The 17,772-nt window shown below is 54.8% G+C and carries 18 protein-coding genes; 11 read left to right on the top strand and 7 right to left on the bottom strand.

Translation table 11 applies throughout. The features are described 5' to 3' along the window. Positions 1-21: 21 nt before the first annotated feature. Both CIK95_RS06445 and aroB read right to left on the bottom strand, forming a co-directional pair. Positions 22-1,167 (bottom strand): efflux RND transporter periplasmic adaptor subunit, encoded by a 1,146-nt coding sequence (locus CIK95_RS06445; RefSeq protein WP_094466565.1) that lies wholly within the window; start codon positions 1,165-1,167, stop codon positions 22-24. Between the two features lie 472 nt (positions 1,168-1,639). Further along, positions 1,640-2,713, bottom strand: a complete 1,074-nt coding sequence (gene aroB, locus CIK95_RS06440; protein WP_094466564.1) for a 3-dehydroquinate synthase — start codon at positions 2,711-2,713, stop codon at positions 1,640-1,642. Positions 2,714-2,929: 216 nt separating this feature from the next. Here aroB and CIK95_RS06435 point away from each other — a divergent pair, with 216 nt between their 5' ends. Continuing rightward, complete coding sequence (locus CIK95_RS06435; protein ID WP_094466563.1) at positions 2,930-5,911, top strand: TonB-dependent receptor; 2,982 nt, start codon at positions 2,930-2,932, stop codon at positions 5,909-5,911. 85 nt (positions 5,912-5,996) lie between these two features. Here CIK95_RS06435 and CIK95_RS06430 read toward each other — a convergent pair whose 3' ends face one another. Genes CIK95_RS06430 through CIK95_RS06410 form a run of 5 tightly spaced genes read right to left on the bottom strand, consistent with a single transcriptional unit; the run spans position 5,997 to position 8,778 of the window. Next, positions 5,997-6,578 (bottom strand): manganese efflux pump MntP family protein, encoded by a 582-nt coding sequence (locus tag CIK95_RS06430; protein ID WP_022310804.1) that lies wholly within the window; start codon positions 6,576-6,578, stop codon positions 5,997-5,999. Positions 6,579-6,590: 12 nt separating this feature from the next. Continuing rightward, the gene (locus CIK95_RS06425; RefSeq protein ID WP_022310803.1) at positions 6,591-7,175 is read right to left on the bottom strand and encodes a phosphoribosylglycinamide formyltransferase; all 585 of its coding nucleotides are present in this window, start codon (positions 7,173-7,175) and stop codon (positions 6,591-6,593) included. After that, entirely contained in the window at positions 7,165-7,602 is a 438-nt protein-coding gene (locus CIK95_RS06420; protein ID WP_094388542.1) for an RNA-binding S4 domain-containing protein, read from the bottom strand. The genes CIK95_RS06425 and CIK95_RS06420 overlap by 11 nt, the downstream gene beginning before the upstream one ends. Continuing rightward, positions 7,599-8,171 (bottom strand): aminoacyl-tRNA hydrolase, encoded by a 573-nt coding sequence (gene pth / locus CIK95_RS06415; RefSeq protein ID WP_022310801.1) that lies wholly within the window; start codon positions 8,169-8,171, stop codon positions 7,599-7,601. Before pth ends, CIK95_RS06420 begins: the two co-directional genes overlap by 4 nt. A 10-nt stretch (positions 8,172-8,181) precedes the next feature. Beyond that, complete coding sequence (locus CIK95_RS06410) at positions 8,182-8,778, bottom strand: 50S ribosomal protein L25/general stress protein Ctc (RefSeq protein WP_094385926.1); 597 nt, start codon at positions 8,776-8,778, stop codon at positions 8,182-8,184. A gap of 195 nt (positions 8,779-8,973) precedes the next feature. Here CIK95_RS06410 and nusB point away from each other — a divergent pair, with 195 nt between their 5' ends. The 10 genes from nusB (at position 8,974) to CIK95_RS06360 (ending at position 17,769) form a co-directional block, all read left to right on the top strand. Continuing rightward, positions 8,974-9,927, top strand: coding sequence for a transcription antitermination factor NusB (nusB, locus tag CIK95_RS06405; RefSeq protein WP_094385929.1), 954 nt, complete (start codon positions 8,974-8,976; stop codon positions 9,925-9,927). A gap of 46 nt (positions 9,928-9,973) precedes the next feature. Next, positions 9,974-10,294, top strand: coding sequence for a preprotein translocase subunit YajC (gene yajC, locus CIK95_RS06400; protein ID WP_022310798.1), 321 nt, complete (start codon positions 9,974-9,976; stop codon positions 10,292-10,294). Further along, positions 10,295-11,272 carry a YbbR-like domain-containing protein gene (locus CIK95_RS06395; protein WP_094466562.1) on the top strand — a complete coding sequence of 326 codons (978 nt, stop codon included), beginning with the start codon at positions 10,295-10,297 and terminating at the stop codon, positions 11,270-11,272. It begins immediately after the preceding gene. Next, positions 11,269-11,835, top strand: coding sequence for a dephospho-CoA kinase (gene coaE / locus CIK95_RS06390; protein ID WP_094466561.1), 567 nt, complete (start codon positions 11,269-11,271; stop codon positions 11,833-11,835). The genes CIK95_RS06395 and coaE overlap by 4 nt, the downstream gene beginning before the upstream one ends. A gap of 8 nt (positions 11,836-11,843) precedes the next feature. After that, positions 11,844-12,281: a DUF5606 domain-containing protein gene (locus tag CIK95_RS06385; protein ID WP_022310795.1), complete on the top strand. Its 438-nt coding sequence runs from the start codon at positions 11,844-11,846 to the stop codon at positions 12,279-12,281. Positions 12,282-12,369: 88 nt separating this feature from the next. Continuing rightward, positions 12,370-13,455, top strand: coding sequence for a TlpA disulfide reductase family protein (locus CIK95_RS06380; RefSeq protein WP_254046434.1), 1,086 nt, complete (start codon positions 12,370-12,372; stop codon positions 13,453-13,455). A gap of 248 nt (positions 13,456-13,703) precedes the next feature. Next, positions 13,704-14,747, top strand: coding sequence for a 23S rRNA (adenine(2503)-C(2))-methyltransferase RlmN (gene rlmN / locus CIK95_RS06375; protein WP_094466560.1), 1,044 nt, complete (start codon positions 13,704-13,706; stop codon positions 14,745-14,747). A gap of 21 nt (positions 14,748-14,768) precedes the next feature. After that, positions 14,769-15,872 carry a PdxA family protein gene (locus tag CIK95_RS06370; RefSeq protein WP_094466559.1) on the top strand — a complete coding sequence of 368 codons (1,104 nt, stop codon included), beginning with the start codon at positions 14,769-14,771 and terminating at the stop codon, positions 15,870-15,872. Between the two features lie 3 nt (positions 15,873-15,875). Next, positions 15,876-16,877, top strand: coding sequence for a lysylphosphatidylglycerol synthase transmembrane domain-containing protein (locus tag CIK95_RS06365; RefSeq protein ID WP_094385938.1), 1,002 nt, complete (start codon positions 15,876-15,878; stop codon positions 16,875-16,877). 73 nt (positions 16,878-16,950) lie between these two features. Beyond that, complete coding sequence (locus CIK95_RS06360) at positions 16,951-17,769, top strand: Nif3-like dinuclear metal center hexameric protein (protein WP_094466558.1); 819 nt, start codon at positions 16,951-16,953, stop codon at positions 17,767-17,769. Positions 17,770-17,772: the final 3 nt, after the last annotated feature.

The following is a 17,772-nucleotide window of genomic DNA, read 5'->3' as shown; positions in this document are numbered from 1 at the left end:
TGTTACAGTATAGAGGTGGGCTTAATGGTTATGGTTGTGGGCGGGGATAGCGTTGGAAGCCGAGGCCAGCTTGACCTGTATGGCGCCACGCGTCACCACGCGGTCGCCGGCCTTCACACCGCTCTTGATTTCGATGCGCTCGCCGTCGCTTTCGCCGAGAGTCACCTCCTGCTTCTGATAGCCTTCGGCGTCTTTCTGTATATAGATATAGTGTAAGCCCTGTTCCTCGGTGATGGCTGTCAGGGGCAGCGTGATGACCTGTTGGCGCTCATGGGTGATGAGGTAGATGTCGGCATAGGAGCCCTGGACCACGTCGCCGGTATTGTTGAACTCGAAGATTACGGGTATGTAAGAGTTGTTGACCTCGGCAGAGCGGCCATACGACTGGATGTGTCCGCCCATCTGGCTGATGTCGTAGAGGCGGTTGCTGTAGCTGGTGCTGAACTTGGCGCTTCGGATGTTGTTGAGCTCGTTGAAGCGGCGCTCGGGCACCTCGGCACGCAGATAGAGATGCTTGTTCTGGGTGATGATGGCCAGAGGCTGGCCCGCTTCGACGTAGTCGCCGCCGTTGACCAGACACTGCTTGATATATCCGCCGCGCGGAGCTGCGACCACTACGCCGCCGGCACTGCGGGTCTTCTGCATGCTGGTATAAGTAAGTTTGGCGGCTTCGTATTCGGCTTTGGCCACAGCGAAGTCTTTCACGCTGATAATCTTGTCCTTAATCAGCGCCTGGGCACGGGTGTAGTCGCGCTCGGCACGCTCAAAGTCTATCTTGGCACGCTGCACAGGGTCGCCGTCGGCCACCTGCATGCCTGCCGAGGTGATGGAGAAGAGGGTAGTGCCGCCTGCCACTTTCAGGCCTTCGCTCACATGACCCATGTGGGCCACGCGGCCACTGATGGTGGCCACCACGGTGGTCTCGTCGCACGAGGCAGCCATGACCTTGCCGCTGGTGTGGATGACGCCATGGAAGTTGCCTGGCTTGACGGTCTCGACCTTTACGCCGGCAGCGCGTGCCTTCTCGGGTTCGAGTATTATCTCGTCGCCGTGGTCCTGGTCTGCATGGCCGTGACCCTCATGGCCAGCCTCTTCGGTCTCGTGGTCGTGACTTCCTTCTCCGTCGGCATGGGCGTGATGGCCGCAGGCCGCTATACATGCTGCCATAGACAGCAGCGATAAGTAATATAAACCTGTTTTCAACATATATGTAATGATTATAGTGCAAAGATACGCACATTTTCTTGCAACCGGGTTGCATATTTGGCCCCCCTCCCTCTCTCGTGACGGCAGAGAGCGAGGCGGGAGAGGGCAGATGGAGGTCTGCAAGGTGCGTGGGCTGGCTCGTATCATAAGTCACGTGGTCTCGTAACGTATGACGCGCGGTCACGTGACGTATGATACGGACTCACGTATCAAATGTTACGAGCCGCCAGTGACCATCAGTAACGGCGTGGAGCAGGTGAGGGATGTGCGGAAATATGCTGGCTTCCAAGCAGTATGGGCTGTGACGGCCGGCAACGTAACTGCCGGAAAAACAACAGCCGCACCTGTGGGTGCGGCTGCAGTGTCGTTTCATCCTGGGATGAAAGTATAAGGTATGAGGACTTGTCATGGAGATGCCGGCGGCAATGACGGCTCAGCCCTCTCTCAGAAAGTCGAGCGCCTCGCTTATCTCCTCTTCGCCGACTATCTGGTTGATGTGTATCTCGCCCACATCGCTGAGCAGGGTGACATTGATGTCGGTGCCCGTGTTCTTCTTGTCGTGGTGCATCAGGGCGAGCAGCTGCGGATAGTCATCGCAGGTGATGGCGGGGGTACCATAATACTGGCGGATGTAATGGAGCGTCTGGCGCAACTTGTCGGCGGGGAAGCCCAGCCTGGTTGCGCTGAGATAGAGCTCGGCCACGATGCCGTAGGCCACGGCATAGCCATGCAGGATGGGGGTGCGCTGCAGCAGCAGGCTCTCTATGGCGTGGCCCACGGTATGGCCCAGGTTGAGCGCCTTGCGCAGCCCCTGCTCCAGCGGGTCTTGGGCCACGATGTCTTCCTTGACCTTGACCGAGTCGGCAACGAGCCTGCCCAGAAGGCTATAGTCGGGCGTGGCGAGGTCGAACTGCAGCAGACTGGCCCATTGGGCGGTGGTAGAGATGAGGCCGTGCTTGAGCATCTCGGCATAGCCCGAGCGTAGGTTCTCGTCGTCGAGCGTGGCAAGGAAGTCGGCGCACAGCAGCACGAAGTGTGCCTCGGCAAAGACGCCAATCTCGTTTTTCAGTCCGCCGAAGTTGACGCCGGTCTTTCCGCCCACCGAGGCGTCGACCATGCCCAGCAGCGAGGTGGGGATATTGATGAAGTTGATGCCCCGCTTGAAGGTGGCTGCCGCCATGCCGCCGAGGTCGGTCACCACGCCTCCGCCCAGGCAGATGATCAGCGAGTGGCGCGTGGCACCATGCTCCTGAAGCTGTTGCCATACGGCGGTGAGGGTAGTGAGGTCTTTGTGGGCGTCGCTGGGCTCGATGGTGATGGTGATGACATCGCGCAGACAGCGGAAGGTGCTGAGCCTGCCCATGCAGTGGGCATGGGTGTTGCGGTCGGCGATGACAAAGATGCGGTCGTGCTCACACTCGGCTATCGCCATGGTGAGGTCGCGCTCAAGGTCGGTGGTAAGGATTACCTGCTGATGCTTATTGGATAGTGTATCGGTTGGTTTCATAACATAATGCTCTTTTTGTATAGCAAGGACAAAAGTAGGCAAAACTACGGAGAAAGTATCTAACACAGTGATAACAATTAAGAGTTTTTAAGATAAAAGTGTCGCCGTTTGCGCACATCCCGCTGACAGTGTGCATAAAAATGATGAGGCTCACGATTAAACCTTTGGACCGTGGAGGCGTCAAAAAACTAACAAAGCAACACATACGAAACAACAATGAAGAACAAGACACTGCTACTACTGCTGCTACTGCTGCTATCGTCGGCGATGACGATGGCCCAAGAGCGGCTCGTCACGGGCCAACTCTTTGACCCCGAGAGCAAGGAGCCCATCGAGCAAGCCTCGGTGCAGCTGCTCAATGCCGACAGCACCTATGCCGGAGGTACGCTGAGCAACGAACAGGGCGTATTCAAACTGCGCATCAAGAAAGACGGCAAATACCGTCTGCGTATATCAAGTATAGGCTATCAGACCATCGTGAAGCGCATCGTGATAAGCGACGGCAAGAACCTGGCCCTCGGCAAGATGGAGATGAAGACCGACGCCGTGGTGCTCAAGGAGACCCAGGTGGTAGGGCAGGCACTCAAGGTGACGGTCAAGGAAGACACCTTTATATATAATAGCGCCGCCTATCGCACACCCGAAGGCTCGACCATCGAGGAACTGGTGAAGCAGCTGCCGGGCGTGGAGGTCGACGAAAACGGCAAGATAACCCACAACGGCAAGGAGGTGAAGAAGATACTGGTAGACGGCAAGGAGTTTATGACTGGCGACACCAAGATAGCCATGAAGAATCTGCCCACCTCTATCGTGGAGAAAATCAAGGCCTATGACGAAAAGAGCGACCTGGCGCGCATCACCGGCGTCGACGACGGCGAAGAGACCACCGTGCTCGACTTCGGACTGAAGAAGGGCATGAACCGCGGCACCTTTGCCAATGTAGACCTGGGTTTGGGCAACCACAGCCGCTATGCCGAGAGAGGCATGGGCGCATACTTTGACGACAAAAACAGGTTCATGATGTTTGGCAGTGCCAACAACGTGAACGATATGGGTTTCCCCGGTGGTGGCAGAGGCCGCTTCGGGGCCGGCCGTCAGGGTCTGAACGCCGCCAAGATGCTGGGGTTCAACTATAACTACGAGAAAGTCAAGAAGATAAAGATAGACCTGAGTGCATTCTGGCGCCACAATGACGGCGATGCCTTCACACGCAGTTCGGCAGAGAACTTCGTCAATACCACTGGTGCCTTCTCCAACAGTATACGGCAGAACTACTCGCGCAGCGATAGCTGGAATGTACAGGGAAGACTGGAGTGGCAGCCCGACACGATGACCAACATCATGTTCAGGCCCACATTGTCGTGGTCGAAGAGCGACGGACTGACCACCTCGACCTCGGCATCGTTTAATGCCGACCCCTATCTCTACTCAGAGAGTCCGCTTGACGACAGCGAACTGGAAGAGATAAGCCGTGAGGGCATCGTGGTCAACTCGCAGAAGAGCAACTCGATAAACTACAGCAACAGCAAGAACCTGAGCGGTATGCTGCAGGTGAACCGCAAGCTCAACACGCGTGGACGCAGCATCACATTCGGTGCGGGCGGAGGCTACGGCGAAAGCGACAGCGAGAGCATGTCGCTCAATGCCACCCGACTGTGGCTCAAGCAGACCGCAGAGGGTCTGGACTCGACCTATCAGACCCACCGCTACAATCTGATGCCCACCGACAACTACAACTACCGGCTGTCGGCGACCTTCACCGAACCCCTCTTCAAGGGCGCCTTCCTGCAGCTGCGCTACAACTTCAGATACAACCACAGCAAGAGCGACCGCTCTACCTACGACTTCAGCAGACTGAGCAGCAGCGTCTTTGACGGCGTCAACCCCGAGTACCGCGGTTGGGGCGACTATCTCAACCTGCTGCCCGGCACGCTGCCCGACTATCTCGACCAGACGCTGAGCCGCTACTCGGAATACAACAACTATATCCACGAGATGAACCTGACCTTCAGGCTCATCAAGAGCAAGTATCAGCTCAACGCCGGATTTATGGTGCAGCCCCAGCGTTCGAAGTATATCCAGGACTATCAGGGAGTGCATGTCGACACGGTGCGCACGGTGACCAATCTGTCTCCTACATTTGATTTGCGCTACCGCTTCAACCGCCAGCACCAGTTGCGCATACGCTATCGCGGCACTACGAGCCAGCCCAGCATGAGTCAGCTGCTCGACATCACCGACGACAGCAACCCGCTCGACATCTCTAAGGGTAACCCCGGACTGAAGCCCTCGTTTACCAATGACTTCAATCTCTTCTACAACAACTTCATCACCAAGCGTTCGCAGTTTGTCAATGCCAATCTGTCGTTTCAGACTGTGCGCAACTCGATAAGCAATATGGTGACCTATGACGAGGTGACTGGCGGGCGCACCAGCCGTCCGGAGAACATCAACGGCAACTGGAGCATCGGCGGAGGACTGCTCTACAACACCTCTATCGACTCGACCGGTACGTGGTATACCAATACCAATACCGATGCCAGATTTACCAACAACGTGAGCTACCTCACCCTGGACCGTACAAGCGGTGTGCAGAAAAACCGCACCCGCACGCTGAATCTGCGTGAACAGCTCAATGTGGGTTATCGTAAAGGATGGGCTTCGATAGAACTCAACGGGTCGGTCAACTATATGCACGGCCGCAACCAGTTGCAGAGTCAGAGCAATCTCGACACATGGCAGTTCAGCTATGGAGCCACGTTCTGCCTCAATACCCCCTGGGGTACGGCACTCTCTACCAATATCTCCGAAAGCAGCCGCCGTGGATATAACGACAACTCGATGAACACCAACGAGCTGATATGGAACGCTCAGGTATCGCAGGGCTTCCTCAAGGGCAAGCCCCTCACCGTGCTGCTCCAGTTCTACGACCTGCTGCACCAGCAGAGCAACTTCAGCCGTACCATCGACGCCTTCCAGCGTAGCGATACATGGTATAACAGCATCAACAGCTATGCCATGCTCCATGTGGTCTATCGCTTCAATATGTTTGGCGGCAAGAACGCCCGTCAGGGTATGCGCAGACGAGGAGACATGGCTCCTGGCGATATGCCCCCGGGTCGTCCGCAGGGTGGTCGCGGCTATGGTGGTCCGCCTCCCGGCGGTATGCCTCCCCGCGGGCCAGGCATGGGCATCTGACCTGATGGCCGACATACAAAATGGGCTGCAACTCACGTCTTGTAGAGTTGCAGCCCATTTTGGTTGGTGGATGAGGGATGACCGCCTACAGCCCGTAGAGATGGCTGATGAGCACCTTGACGCCTATGGCTATCAGGATGAGGCCGCCCAAGAGCTCGGGCTTGATGCGCCGCGTGACGGTCGAACCGAAACGGATGCCGAGCAGATAGCCGATGACCGAGAAAAGCGCGGAGACGAGTCCGATGATGGTCAGAGGTTCTGCCAGATCGACCGACGAGCGATAGCCGGTACAGGCAAACGAGATGCCTATGGCAAGGGCGTCGATGCTGGTGGCTACCGCCAGTACCAGCTGGGTGCGCAGCGATGTGGGGCAGAAGCTCTGGCGCTCTTCGGGCAGAAAGGACTCGTGTATCATCTTGCCGCCGAGAAACAGCAACAGTGAGAAGGCTATCCAGTGGTCGTAAGCCTCTAACTGGCGGGCAAAGAGCGAGGTGCCGAGCCATCCGATGTAAGGCATAAACGCCTGGAAAGCGCCGAAGAAGAAAGCGGTAAGGAGTATGGTGCGCCACTGGCGGCGGCGCAGGATGACGCCACACACGGTGGAGACCGTGAAGCAGTCCATGGCGAGGGCTACGGCGAGTAGCAGCAGTTCGAGAGTGTCGGCCATCACCTATATATATTATAATAAGGTGTCGAGGGTGCCCAGGATGCGCTCTATCTCGGCTGGGAAGTGCTGCATCTCGAGCTCGTGTTCCTTGCGGGCGATGTCGTCGACGGTGTCGGTGGGCAGGAGCGGGGTGGAAAACTGGCTGATGATGGCTCCGCCGTCTATCTCGTCACTCACCCAGTGGATGGTCATGCCGGTCTCGGTGTCTCCGGCAGCCTTCACAGCCTCGTGGACATGGCGTCCATACATGCCTTTGCCACCATAACGGGGCAGAAGGGCAGGATGGATGTTAATCATGCGGTGGGCGTAAGCGGTAGTGAGCGTCTCGGGAATGAGCGAGAGAAATCCGGCGAGGACAATGAAGGTGACGTGATAGTCGGTCTGCAACATACGGACAAACTGCGGACTTGCCAGTTCTTCTCTATTGACCACGAGGGTAGGGATGCCATAAGGCTCTACACGCGCCAAAGCTCCGGCCTTGGCACTGCTGCTCACCACCAGCGCCACGTTGACCTCGGGATGGTGGGCGAAATGTCGGATGATGTTCTCGCAGTTGGTACCACTGCCAGATACAAAGATGGCAAGATTATGCTTCATCGTCGTTGCCCCAATCAAAGTCGTCATCAATATCGTCGAAGTCCAACAATGCCGGGTCGACAAAGGCGTCCATGGCACGTCGGTCTTTCTTGGTGGGGCGTCCGGTTCCGCGCGCTCTGTCGACAAATCCGCTGATGCGGCTCATCTCCAGCAGCTCGTACTGCTTGGGGTCGGTGACATTCTCGTAAATCTCGGGAATGAGCTTGGCCCCCACGCGCTGCTCGATGGGCTGGAGTATCTTGAACGAATAGGTGATGGGCGGTTTGCGCACCGACACCACATCGCCAGCCTTGACCATGCGTGCCGGCTTGACATTGATGCCATCGATGGTGACGCGTCCGTTCTTGATAGCGTCGACGGCTATGCTGCGTGTCTTGTATATGCGCGCAGCCCACAGCCACTTGTCTATACGTGCCTCGGTTTTCATTTCTTTCCCAGTTTGTTGTATTGGTTCATGGTGATGTCGATACCAGCCAGCACAAAGCTCTTGATGATGTCGACGGCAATGTCGATGCTGGGCTTGAGCTTGAGCAGGTCGTCATCGGAGAATCGGCCCAGTACCCAATCGACCTGGGCGCCACGGGGATAGTCTCCGCCGATTCCCATGCGCAAGCGGGGATAGTCCTGGCCAATGAGCTGCTGGATATGCCCCAGTCCGTTGTGGCCGCCGTTGCTGCCGTTGGCCTTCAGACGGAAGGCGCCTACGGGCAGGGCGACGTCGTCGGAGATGACGAGCAACCGCTTCTGGTCGATGTTCTCCTTGTTCAGCCAGTAGCGCACTGCGTTGCCGCTGAGGTTCATGAAGGTGGTGGGCTTGAGCAGAAAAACCTTGCGTCCCTTAATCGATGTCTCTGCCACGAAACCATAACGCTTATCCTCAAAAACAATATTGGACGCCTTAGCAAAAGCGTCCAATACCATAAAACCTGTATTGTGTCGGGTATCCTGATACTCAGCACCGGGGTTACCCAGACCACAAATCAAAAATTTGTCCATTCGCTATCAATTAAGCCTGAGCGGCGGCAGCAGCGGCGGCAGCAGCCTGACGGGTCATCTTAATAGAGCAAACGATAACTTCCTTAGCATTGGCAATCTCAAGGCCCTCGAAACTCAGCTCACCAACCTTGATGCTCTTACCAATCTTGAGAGCGGTAACGTCAACGTCGAGGTGCTCGGGAATCTGCTGATAAGGAGCGGTAACGTTGAGCTTGCGCATAGAGAGGTTCATACGACCACCATCGCGAACACCCTGAGCCAGACCTACGAGGCGAACAGGAATACCGATAGTGATAGGCTTCTGGTCGTTAACCTCCAGGAAGTCGATGTGCATAACGGCGTCTGTCACGGGGTCAAACTGAAGTTCCTTCAGGATTGCGGTGTGAGACTCGCCGTCGATGATGAGGTTGATTACATAAACATGGGGAGTGTAAACAATCTTGCGGAGGTCGCTCATAGCTACAGCAAATGCTAAAGCTACAGGCTTGTTGTCCTCTTTTGCCTCACCATAAAGATTACAAGGAACCATGCCCTGCTTACGAAGATGTTTAGAAGCTTTTTTACCAAGGTCTGTACGCTTCTGACCTGTTACATTAATCTCTTTCATAATGTGTTACTCTAAATTATTAATTAATTCGCCATCACACTGAGATGCGAAAAGCGCTGCAAAGGTAGCCTTTTTCCTCGGATTATGCAAAGAATTTCTAAAAAAACATTTATTTTCAGCGTTTTTATTGCATAGAATTTGTTTTTTGACTATTTTTGTAGCGAAAATAAAAGAAACACCAATTATTATTAGAGAATGATAAACAGAGAATTGATTAGAACTAAGGTAGTTCAGTTAACCTACGCCTACTACCAAAACGGCAACAAGAACATGGAGAATGCTGAAAAGGAGTTGTTGTTTAGCCTCTCCAAGGCTTATGACCTTTACAACTATCTGTTGCTGTTAATCGTCGAGATTTCAAGAGAGGAAAGACGTCGATTTGATATTCTCACAGCTCGTGCGGAGCGTGAAGGCACAGACAAACCATCCAACAAATTTGCTTTTAACAAGTTCGCCATCCAGCTCGAGGAGAACAAGATGCTCAACGCTTTCCTGGAAGACAAGAAGCTCACCTGGGAAAACGACAAGGAGTTTATCCGCGGCAAGTGCAATCAGATAGAGCAGAGTGAAGTATATAAGGAATATATGGACAGCGATGACGATTCTTATGAGGCTGACCGTGAAGTGTGGCGCAAGCTCTATAAGATGCTCATTCAGGACAATGCCGAGCTCGATGCCATTCTGGAAGAGAAGAGTCTCTATTGGAATGACGACAAAGAGATAGTAGATACCTTCGTGCTGAAGACCATCAAGCGCTTCGACCCTGCCAACAAGGGCAACCAGGAACTCCTGCCCGAATACAAGGACGAGGAAGACCGCGAGTTTGCACGCAAGCTGTTCCGCGCTACCATCCTCAATGCCGATACTTATCAGCGCTATATGAGCGAGGCCAGTCACAACTGGGATTTCTCGCGTCTGGCGTACATGGATGTGGTCATCATGCAGATAGCCATAGCCGAGATGATGACTTTCCCCAATATCCCCATCAGCGTTACCATCAACGAATTTGTGGATTTGGCAAAGCTCTACAGTACACCCAAGAGCGGCAGCTACATCAACGGTATGCTCGACGGCATAGCCCGCCATCTGGTCAATACCGGCAAGCTGCTCAAGCCCATCGAGCCTGCCCATCGCAACGGTGGCAAATAATAATAGAAGAATAGTAACAACAATCAAAACATAAGAATAGACTAATATGAGTACACTTATCTTAGCTGCCCAGGGCCAAGGCGCCGGAGGCGGTATGGGAATGATTATTATGCTGATAGCCATGTTTGTAATCATGTGGCTGTTTATGATTCGCCCACAGCAGAAGAAGCAGAAAGAAATACGCAACTTCCAGAACTCGCTGCAGGCCGGCGACCACGTGGTAACCGGTGGTGGCATTTATGGCACAGTAAAGAATATCAATCTGGAGAAGAATACGGTAGAGGTAGAGATTGCCCGCGGCGTGAACATCGTAGTCGATAAGAGCTATGTATTCGCCGATGCCAATTCTCCCATGCGCCAGGCATAAATGACGAACCTGAACCGTAATATGGCACATGTCAAGAACTTCTTGTTCGGCTTCGTCAACAAGGAGTTCTTGATTTTTTTGTTCTTTCTCGCGCTCAGCGGCACATTCTGGCTGCTGATGACGCTCAACGAGAGCTATGAGAAAGAACTCAAGATTCCCGTGTACCTTACCAATATACCCAAGAACGTAATCATCACGTCTCAGAGCACAGACTCTATCACGGTAACGGTAAGGGACAAGGGATTCTCCCTCTTGGCCTATATGACCAACAAGCAGAAACCCATCAACTTCAATTTCGAGGCGTCGGCCAACAAGGTGGCTGGCAAGGGCGTCATCACCTCGGCCGACATGATCAAGGCAGCATTCAACCAGCTGTTTGGCTCGTCGCGCGTCACCGGCGTGAAGCCCGACCGCATCGAGTATTTCTTCAATTATGGCGAGTCCAAACTTGTTCCGGTCAAGCTGGTAGGAAAGATTGAGCCCGAGAAGGCTTACTATCTTGCCGGCAAGAAGGTGATGCCCGAAAAGGTGACCGTGTATGCCCGCAAGGACATGCTCGACAGCATCAAGTATGTCACCACCGCCGATCTGAACATCGTCAATTTCAATGATACCGTAGAGCGGGTGGTGGAGTTGAAGCAGGTCAAGGGAGTCAAGACAGTGCCGGCGACGGTCAAGATAGTGCTCTATCCCGATATCCTCACCGAGCAGACCATAGAGGTGCCCATCACGGCAGTCAATATGCCCGAGGGCAAGGTGCTGCGCACATTCCCCTCCAAGGTCAGGGTGAGATTTTCCATCGGAGCCAGCATGTACCGCAATGTCAAGGCCGACCAGTTCAAGGTGGTGGCCGACTACAACGAGCTGCAGGCCCATCCGCAAGACAAGTGCATGCTCCATCTCAAGGCTTATCCTCACAACGTGTCACGATGCCATCTGGTCAGCCAGAAGGTTGACTATCTCATCGAACAGCAATGAAGATAGCCATCACAGGAGGTATAGGAGCCGGAAAGTCCTATGTGTGCCAGCGGCTCAGAGCCCGTGGCATCGCTGTCTACGACTGCGACAGCGCCGCCAAGAGGCTCATGGCAGAGTCTCAAGCCATCCGCGAAGGACTTATCTCTCTGGTGGGCCCCGATGTCTATAGCCAGGGACAGCTCCGCAAGGATGTGCTGACAGAGTTTCTGCTCCAGAGCGAGGCCAACAAGCAGGCGGTCAATGATGTGGTTCATCCCGCTGTGGCTGAGGACTTCATGGCTTCGGGCTACGACTGGCTCGAGAGCGCCATACTCTTCGACAGCGGATTTGACAGGCGCATAGCGTTCGACCATGTGATATGCGTCACCGCTCCAGAGCCCCTGAGAGTGGAGCGCATCATGGCGCGCGACCATGTGAGCCGCGACAGAGCACTCGAGTGGATACGCCGGCAGATGCCCCAGCAGCGTATGGTCGAGTTGAGCCACTATGTTATCGTCAACGACGGTGTGCAGGATATAGACATTCAAATCAGTCAGATTAATAATAATATAAACAGATTATAAAGAAAACAATGGAAACAATTCTTTCGATTTCAGGCAAGCCAGGTCTCTACAAGCTGGTTTCGCGTGGTAAAATGAACTTGATAGTAGAAACCCTTGACGACGCTCACCGTCGTATGCCGGCTTTTGCCACCGACCGCGTGACCAGTCTGGCCGATATAGCCATGTACACCGATGCCGAGGATATCCCTCTGTGGCAGGTGCTCAAGAATGTAGGCGAGAAGGAGCAGAGCAAGCCTTGCTCTATCCATTACAAGAAGGCCACAAGCAAGGAGCTTCGTGCCTATTTTGCCGAGGTGCTGCCCTCTTACGATGAGGAGCGTGTACACGACAGCGATATCCGCAAGCTCATCCAGTGGTATGATATCCTCGTCAACAACGGCATCACCGATTTCGAGGCCGTGCTCGCTCCCACCGAGGGCGACAACGTGGATGACCGCGCCGAGTAAAGATGTATATATACAATAAGGTGTATCTCTCGCCTGTAGGCTGAGGGGCGCACCTTATTTAGTTTTAATCAATAGGAGGAAAACAACAATGAGAAAAATCATGATGACCCTCGTGGCTGCTTTTGCATGCACTGTAGCAGCTATGGCACAGGATGTAGAGTTCAAGGTTTCAGGCGTAGTGCCCCAGGGAACCGTCAAGGCAATGGTCGGCGAGTATGGCCGTGGCAAGACGATTTATACCGACAGCGTATGCGCAGGTGGCAAGTTCGCCATCGCCGGCAAGGCGCCCAAGGATGCCATCGTCGCTGTAGCAGTCTTCACCAAGGACGACCGCAACCTGATGTTCTTCATCAACGATGGCACTCCGCTCGCACTCGACTATACCAAGAACGAGTACAAGGGCTCTGCCCTCAACGAGCGTGTTGCCGCATTCTGGGTTTATATGAATGACTGTATGTCCAAGCAGTACAGCATGGATCGCGAACTGAAGGCTGGCAAGGCCACTCCCGAGCGCCAGAAGGAGCTGGAGGCCGAGTTGAAGCGTCTTGACAATGAGAGCAATGAGGTAATCTATAAGTTCTATCGCGACAACCGCGACAATGTGCTGCCTGCCGTCATCGGCTTGGAGTATTTCTACTCGTTCGACTACGACCATCTCAAGGAGTTCTGCGACCCCGCAACCGCTTATTTCAACCATCCCGCTATGATGCAGGCCAAGAGCAAGCTGGCTGGACTCGAGAAGCGCCGTACCGGTCTTACCTTCCACGACCTCACCATGCAGGATATGGACGGCAAGACTGTCAAACTGAGCCAGTGGGTTGGTCAGGGCCAGTATGTACTGGTAGACTTCTGGGCATCATGGTGTGGTCCATGCCGCCGCGAGATGCCTACCGTGGTAGAGGCTTACAATCGCTACCATGCCAGCAAGGGCTTCAATGTCGTAGGAGTTTCGTTCGACGACAAGCTCGACCGTTGGAAGGACGGCGTCAAGCAGTTGGGTATGGCTTGGCCTCAGATGTCAGACCTCAAGGGCTGGAAGTGTGCTGCCAACGAGGTCTATGGCGTAAGCTCCATTCCGAGCAATGTGCTCGTTGACCCCCAGGGCAAGATTGTGGCTTCCGACCTGCGTGGCAAGGAACTGCTGAACAAGCTCAAGGAAATCTACGGCGAATAACCATTCGTCACTACCGATAGCGTCAAGGGCGTGCCGGCGACAGAGAGTCATCTGTCTGCGGCACGCCCTTTGTCGTGGCAGCAGGGCGGTGTCCTGCAGCTATGGCAAACGCACGAGATAGTGAGACCCTTGCCTCTGGCGCCAGCCCCAAAGTCATCACGTTGGCGCCAGCGACGATAAAAAACAGCGCGCTTGCTTTGTTTTCTCTTTGGTTTGTAGTAACTTTGCATCATTAATTAATTACAGATATGGAAAAGACCAAGACACCTCTTCTCGGCATGACCCTCTTGGAGCTCAAGGAAGTGGCTCGAGCATTGGGGATGCCTGCTTTTGCCGGCGGACAGATGGCCAAGTGGCTCTATCAGCGTCAGGTGAAAAGCATAGACGAGATGACAGATATATCCAAGGCCAACAGACAGAAGCTGGCCGAGGCCTACGAGATAGGAGCCCGTGCGCCCATCGACGAGCAGCGCTCGGTCGACGGCACAGTCAAGTATCTCTTCCCCACAGCCGAAGGCAAGTTTGTGGAGACGGTATATATTCCCGACCACGACCGCGCCACGCTCTGCGTGTCGTCACAGGTGGGATGCAAGATGAACTGTCTGTTCTGCCAGACGGGCAAGCAGGGCTTCGAGGGAAGCCTTACTGCCACCGATATACTCAACCAGATATACTCGCTGCCCGAGCACGACACGCTGACCAACATCGTGTTTATGGGCCAGGGCGAACCGATGGACAATCTCGACAATGTGCTGAGAGCCACCCAGGTGCTCACCGCCGACTACGGTTATGCCTGGAGCCCCAAGCGCATCACGGTGTCTTCGGTGGGAGTGCGCAACAAGCTGAAGCGCTTCATCGAGGAGAGCGACTGCCATGTGGCGATAAGCCTGCATGCGCCTACCCACGAGTTGCGCAGCCAGCTGATGCCTGCCGAGCGGGGTATGGGCATCGAAGAGGTCGTTGAGCTGCTGCGCAACTACGACTTCTCCCATCAGCGCCGCCTCTCGTTCGAGTATATCGTCTTCGACGGAGTCAACGACAGCATCGAGCATGCCCAGCAGATTATCACGCTGCTCAAGGGGCTCGACTGCCGCATCAACCTTATCCGCTTCCACCAGATACCCGAGGTCAACCTGCGGGGAGTCGACGACTCGCGCATGGAGGCGTTCAGAGACTATCTTACCGGTCACGGCGTATTTACCACCATCCGTGCCAGCCGCGGACAGGACATCTATGCCGCCTGCGGACTGCTGAGCACCTCGAAGAAGATAGAAGAGATAAGGCACGAGTAGACACATATTAATATTATATATATGAACGACAACAGACGAATCCGTGTGGCCATCACCCACGGCGATACCAACGGTATCGGATACGAACTTATTTTTAGAACATTTGCAGAGCCAGAGATGCTCGAGCTCTGCACCCCCATCATCTATGGGTCGCCCAAGGCAGCCGCCTTCCACCGCAAGGCCCTCGGCCTGGAGCCCACGGGCTATGCCGTGATAAGCCATGCCAGTGAAGCCAAGGACGGCAGGGTAAACCTGGTGGCAGTGACCAACGATGAAATCAAGGTCGAGCTGGGTACACCGAGCGAAGAGGCGGGCCATGCTGCGCTGATGGCGCTCGACAAGGCGATGGTAGACTATAACGACCACCTCTTCGACGTGCTGGTGACAGCCCCCGTGAGCGCTGAGAGCATGAAGCGCGCCGGGTTGGACTTCCGCGGACAGATGCACTACGTAGCCGAGTGTTTCGCCGAGCATGCCCAGGCGATGAACATACTCGTCAACGACCGTATGCGCATCGGACTCATGACCGACAATGTGGCTGTCAAGGACATAGCCAACGCCATAACCCGCGAGACGCTGACAGAGACTATCAAGAACTTCGCCCAGACGCTGAAGCGCGATTATCGCATCTCCAATCCACGTGTGGCAGTGTTGGCCCTCAATCCCGAGCCCGGTACCGAAGAGAAGGAGACCATCAAGCCCGTCATCGAGGCGCTGGCTGAGCAGAAGGTCAATGCCTTTGGTCCCTATACCGCCAACCACTTCTTCAGCAACAGCATGTACGACTGCTTCGACGGCATTCTGGCCATGTATCACGACCAGGGTATGGCGCCATTCCTGGCACAGACGCCCGAAGGTGGGGTAGAGATAGCTTCCGGTTTGCCACTGGTGTGTGTGCAGCCCTTGCAGGATGCGTCGTTCGACATCGCAGGCAAGAACGAGGCCGATGAAACCGCTCTGCGCCAGGCTATCTATCTGGCCATCGATACCTATCGCAACCGCGCCATGTACGACGAGCCGCTTGCCAATCCGCTCCCCAAACTCTATCACGAGAAGCGTGATGAGAGCGAGAAGGTAAGATTTGCCATTCCCAAGAAGCACGAGAACAGCGGCGCTGACAAGTAGAAGATGAAGAGCAGATACAAGAACGCCTTCCTGGTCTTTGGACTGGTGGTGCTGGCCGTGATGGTGTCACAGTTGGACTTTGCCGAAGTGTGGCGCGGACTGCAGCGGGCAGGCTACTGGTTTCCAGTGATTTTGGTATTATGGGCGTTGCTGTATCTGCTTAATACCGCCTCTTGGCTTACCATCATCCGTAGTCAGCAGGGCGACAGCCGCAATGTCAAGTTTGCCTGGCTCTACAAGCTCACCGTGTCTGGATTTGCCCTCAACTACGCTACGCCTGGCGGACTGATGGGTGGCGAGCCCTATCGCATCATGGAACTGGCACCGAGGATAGGCACAGAGCGCGCCTCGTCGTCGGTGATACTCTACGCCATGACCCACATCTTCAGCCATCTCTGCTTCTGGCTGCTGTCGGTGGTGCTCTTTGTAGCCCTTTACCCCGTAGATCTGCCCATGGCCATCATGCTGGCGGCGGTCACTGCGGGATGCGGACTGGGCATCTGGTTCTTTCTCAGCGGTTATCGCCGTGGACTGGCCAACAGGCTGATGGCGCTCCTGCGTCACATACCGCTGCTCAAGTCGAGGGTAGGGCGGTTTGTCGAGACCCACAAGACCCAGCTCGACGCCATCGACATGCAGATAACGGCTCTCCACGGCCAGCGTCCGGCGTCATTCATACTGGCGGTAAGCCTTGAGCTGGCTTGCCGCATACTTTCTGCGCTCGAAATCTACTTCATCCTGCTTGTCCTCACGCCGTCGGTGAGTTATGGAGCCTGCATCCTGATACTGGCATTTACCTCGCTGCTTGCCAATCTGCTCTTTTTCATGCCCTTGCAGCTTGGTGGACGCGAGGGAGGATTCCTGCTCTCGACCACAGGTCTGGGCATGACCGCCAATGCCGCCATCTTTGTGGCGCTGCTGGTGCGTCTGCGCGAACTGGTGTGGACTGGCATCGGACTGATGCTCATCAAGGTGGCAGAGGGCAGGAAAAATAGTTATAAATAGTTAAAGCGCTATGAAAAAGCGCTTTATTCCATAAGAAATCACTAACTTTGTACTCTAAATATTACGATTTAGCGTGAAAATTATAGAAGTGGTTAATGCCCTTGAACGATTCGCGCCTCTGCCTTTGCAGGAAGACTATGACAATGCCGGCTTGCAAATAGGATTGACAGAAGCGGAGATTTCAGGGGCTTTATTGTGTCTTGACGTGACCGAAGAGACCGTGGATGAGGCCATCCGCAAGGGCTGCAACCTCATCGTGTCGCATCACCCGCTCATCTTCCGCCGGCTGCGGCGTATAGCGGGCGAAGATATGGTGCAACGCGTTGTGGCTAAGGCTATTGTCAATCACATTGTCATCGTGTCGATGCACACCAATATGGATGCCGCACAGGGCGGAGTCAACTTTAAGATTGCCGAGAAGATGGGGCTCAGCCACGTAGGTTTCATCGGCAAGACCCGCCAGGCCGAGGCTCATGGCGCATCGGCAGATGCCGACGCCATGGTGGCAGGTGGCGAGGGCGTGATGGGAGAGTGGGACGAGCCTATGGCTGCCGACGATTTCATCCAGATGCTCAAGCAGACATTCTGCGTAGAGTGCGTCATGGCCAACCAGTTGCTGCGCAGGCCCATACGCAAGGTTGCGCTGTGTGGCGGTGCCGGCGCGTTCATGCTCGACGAGGCCATAGCCCGCGGTGCCGATGCCTTTGTCACAGGCGAGATGAGCTATCACCAGTATTTCGGCCACGAGCAGGAGATACAGATTGCCGTCATAGGGCACTATCAGAGCGAACAGTTTACGACAGAAATATTCAAAACAATCATAGAGGAGCAGTGTGAGGGTGTGAAATGCGAAATTTCGGCCATCGACACCAATCCCATCATTTATTTTTAATAC

Origin of the sequence: Prevotella sp. P5-108 (assembly GCF_002251385.1) — a bacterium.
Lineage (GTDB): Bacteria > Bacteroidota > Bacteroidia > Bacteroidales > Bacteroidaceae > Prevotella.
The sequence above is the reverse complement of the archived record's forward strand: the minus strand, read 5'-3'. Positions and strand labels throughout refer to the sequence as shown.

What these genes read in the sequence shown, in the direction of transcription:
- CIK95_RS06445 (WP_094466565.1), bottom strand. Translation starts at nt 1,167, where the DNA reads ATGGCAGCATGTATAGCGGCCTGCGGCCATCACGCCCATGCCGACGGA.
- aroB (WP_094466564.1), bottom strand. Translation starts at nt 2,713, where the DNA reads ATGAAACCAACCGATACACTATCCAATAAGCATCAGCAGGTAATCCTT.
- CIK95_RS06435 (WP_094466563.1), top strand. Translation starts at nt 2,930, where the DNA reads ATGAAGAACAAGACACTGCTACTACTGCTGCTACTGCTGCTATCGTCG.
- CIK95_RS06430 (WP_022310804.1), bottom strand. Translation starts at nt 6,578, where the DNA reads ATGGCCGACACTCTCGAACTGCTGCTACTCGCCGTAGCCCTCGCCATG.
- CIK95_RS06425 (WP_022310803.1), bottom strand. Translation starts at nt 7,175, where the DNA reads ATGAAGCATAATCTTGCCATCTTTGTATCTGGCAGTGGTACCAACTGC.
- CIK95_RS06420 (WP_094388542.1), bottom strand. Translation starts at nt 7,602, where the DNA reads ATGAAAACCGAGGCACGTATAGACAAGTGGCTGTGGGCTGCGCGCATA.
- pth (WP_022310801.1), bottom strand. Translation starts at nt 8,171, where the DNA reads ATGGACAAATTTTTGATTTGTGGTCTGGGTAACCCCGGTGCTGAGTAT.
- CIK95_RS06410 (WP_094385926.1), bottom strand. Translation starts at nt 8,778, where the DNA reads ATGAAAGAGATTAATGTAACAGGTCAGAAGCGTACAGACCTTGGTAAA.
- nusB (WP_094385929.1), top strand. Translation starts at nt 8,974, where the DNA reads ATGATAAACAGAGAATTGATTAGAACTAAGGTAGTTCAGTTAACCTAC.
- yajC (WP_022310798.1), top strand. Translation starts at nt 9,974, where the DNA reads ATGAGTACACTTATCTTAGCTGCCCAGGGCCAAGGCGCCGGAGGCGGT.
- CIK95_RS06395 (WP_094466562.1), top strand. Translation starts at nt 10,295, where the DNA reads ATGACGAACCTGAACCGTAATATGGCACATGTCAAGAACTTCTTGTTC.
- coaE (WP_094466561.1), top strand. Translation starts at nt 11,269, where the DNA reads ATGAAGATAGCCATCACAGGAGGTATAGGAGCCGGAAAGTCCTATGTG.
- CIK95_RS06385 (WP_022310795.1), top strand. Translation starts at nt 11,844, where the DNA reads ATGGAAACAATTCTTTCGATTTCAGGCAAGCCAGGTCTCTACAAGCTG.
- CIK95_RS06380 (WP_254046434.1), top strand. Translation starts at nt 12,370, where the DNA reads ATGAGAAAAATCATGATGACCCTCGTGGCTGCTTTTGCATGCACTGTA.
- rlmN (WP_094466560.1), top strand. Translation starts at nt 13,704, where the DNA reads ATGGAAAAGACCAAGACACCTCTTCTCGGCATGACCCTCTTGGAGCTC.
- CIK95_RS06370 (WP_094466559.1), top strand. Translation starts at nt 14,769, where the DNA reads ATGAACGACAACAGACGAATCCGTGTGGCCATCACCCACGGCGATACC.
- CIK95_RS06365 (WP_094385938.1), top strand. Translation starts at nt 15,876, where the DNA reads ATGAAGAGCAGATACAAGAACGCCTTCCTGGTCTTTGGACTGGTGGTG.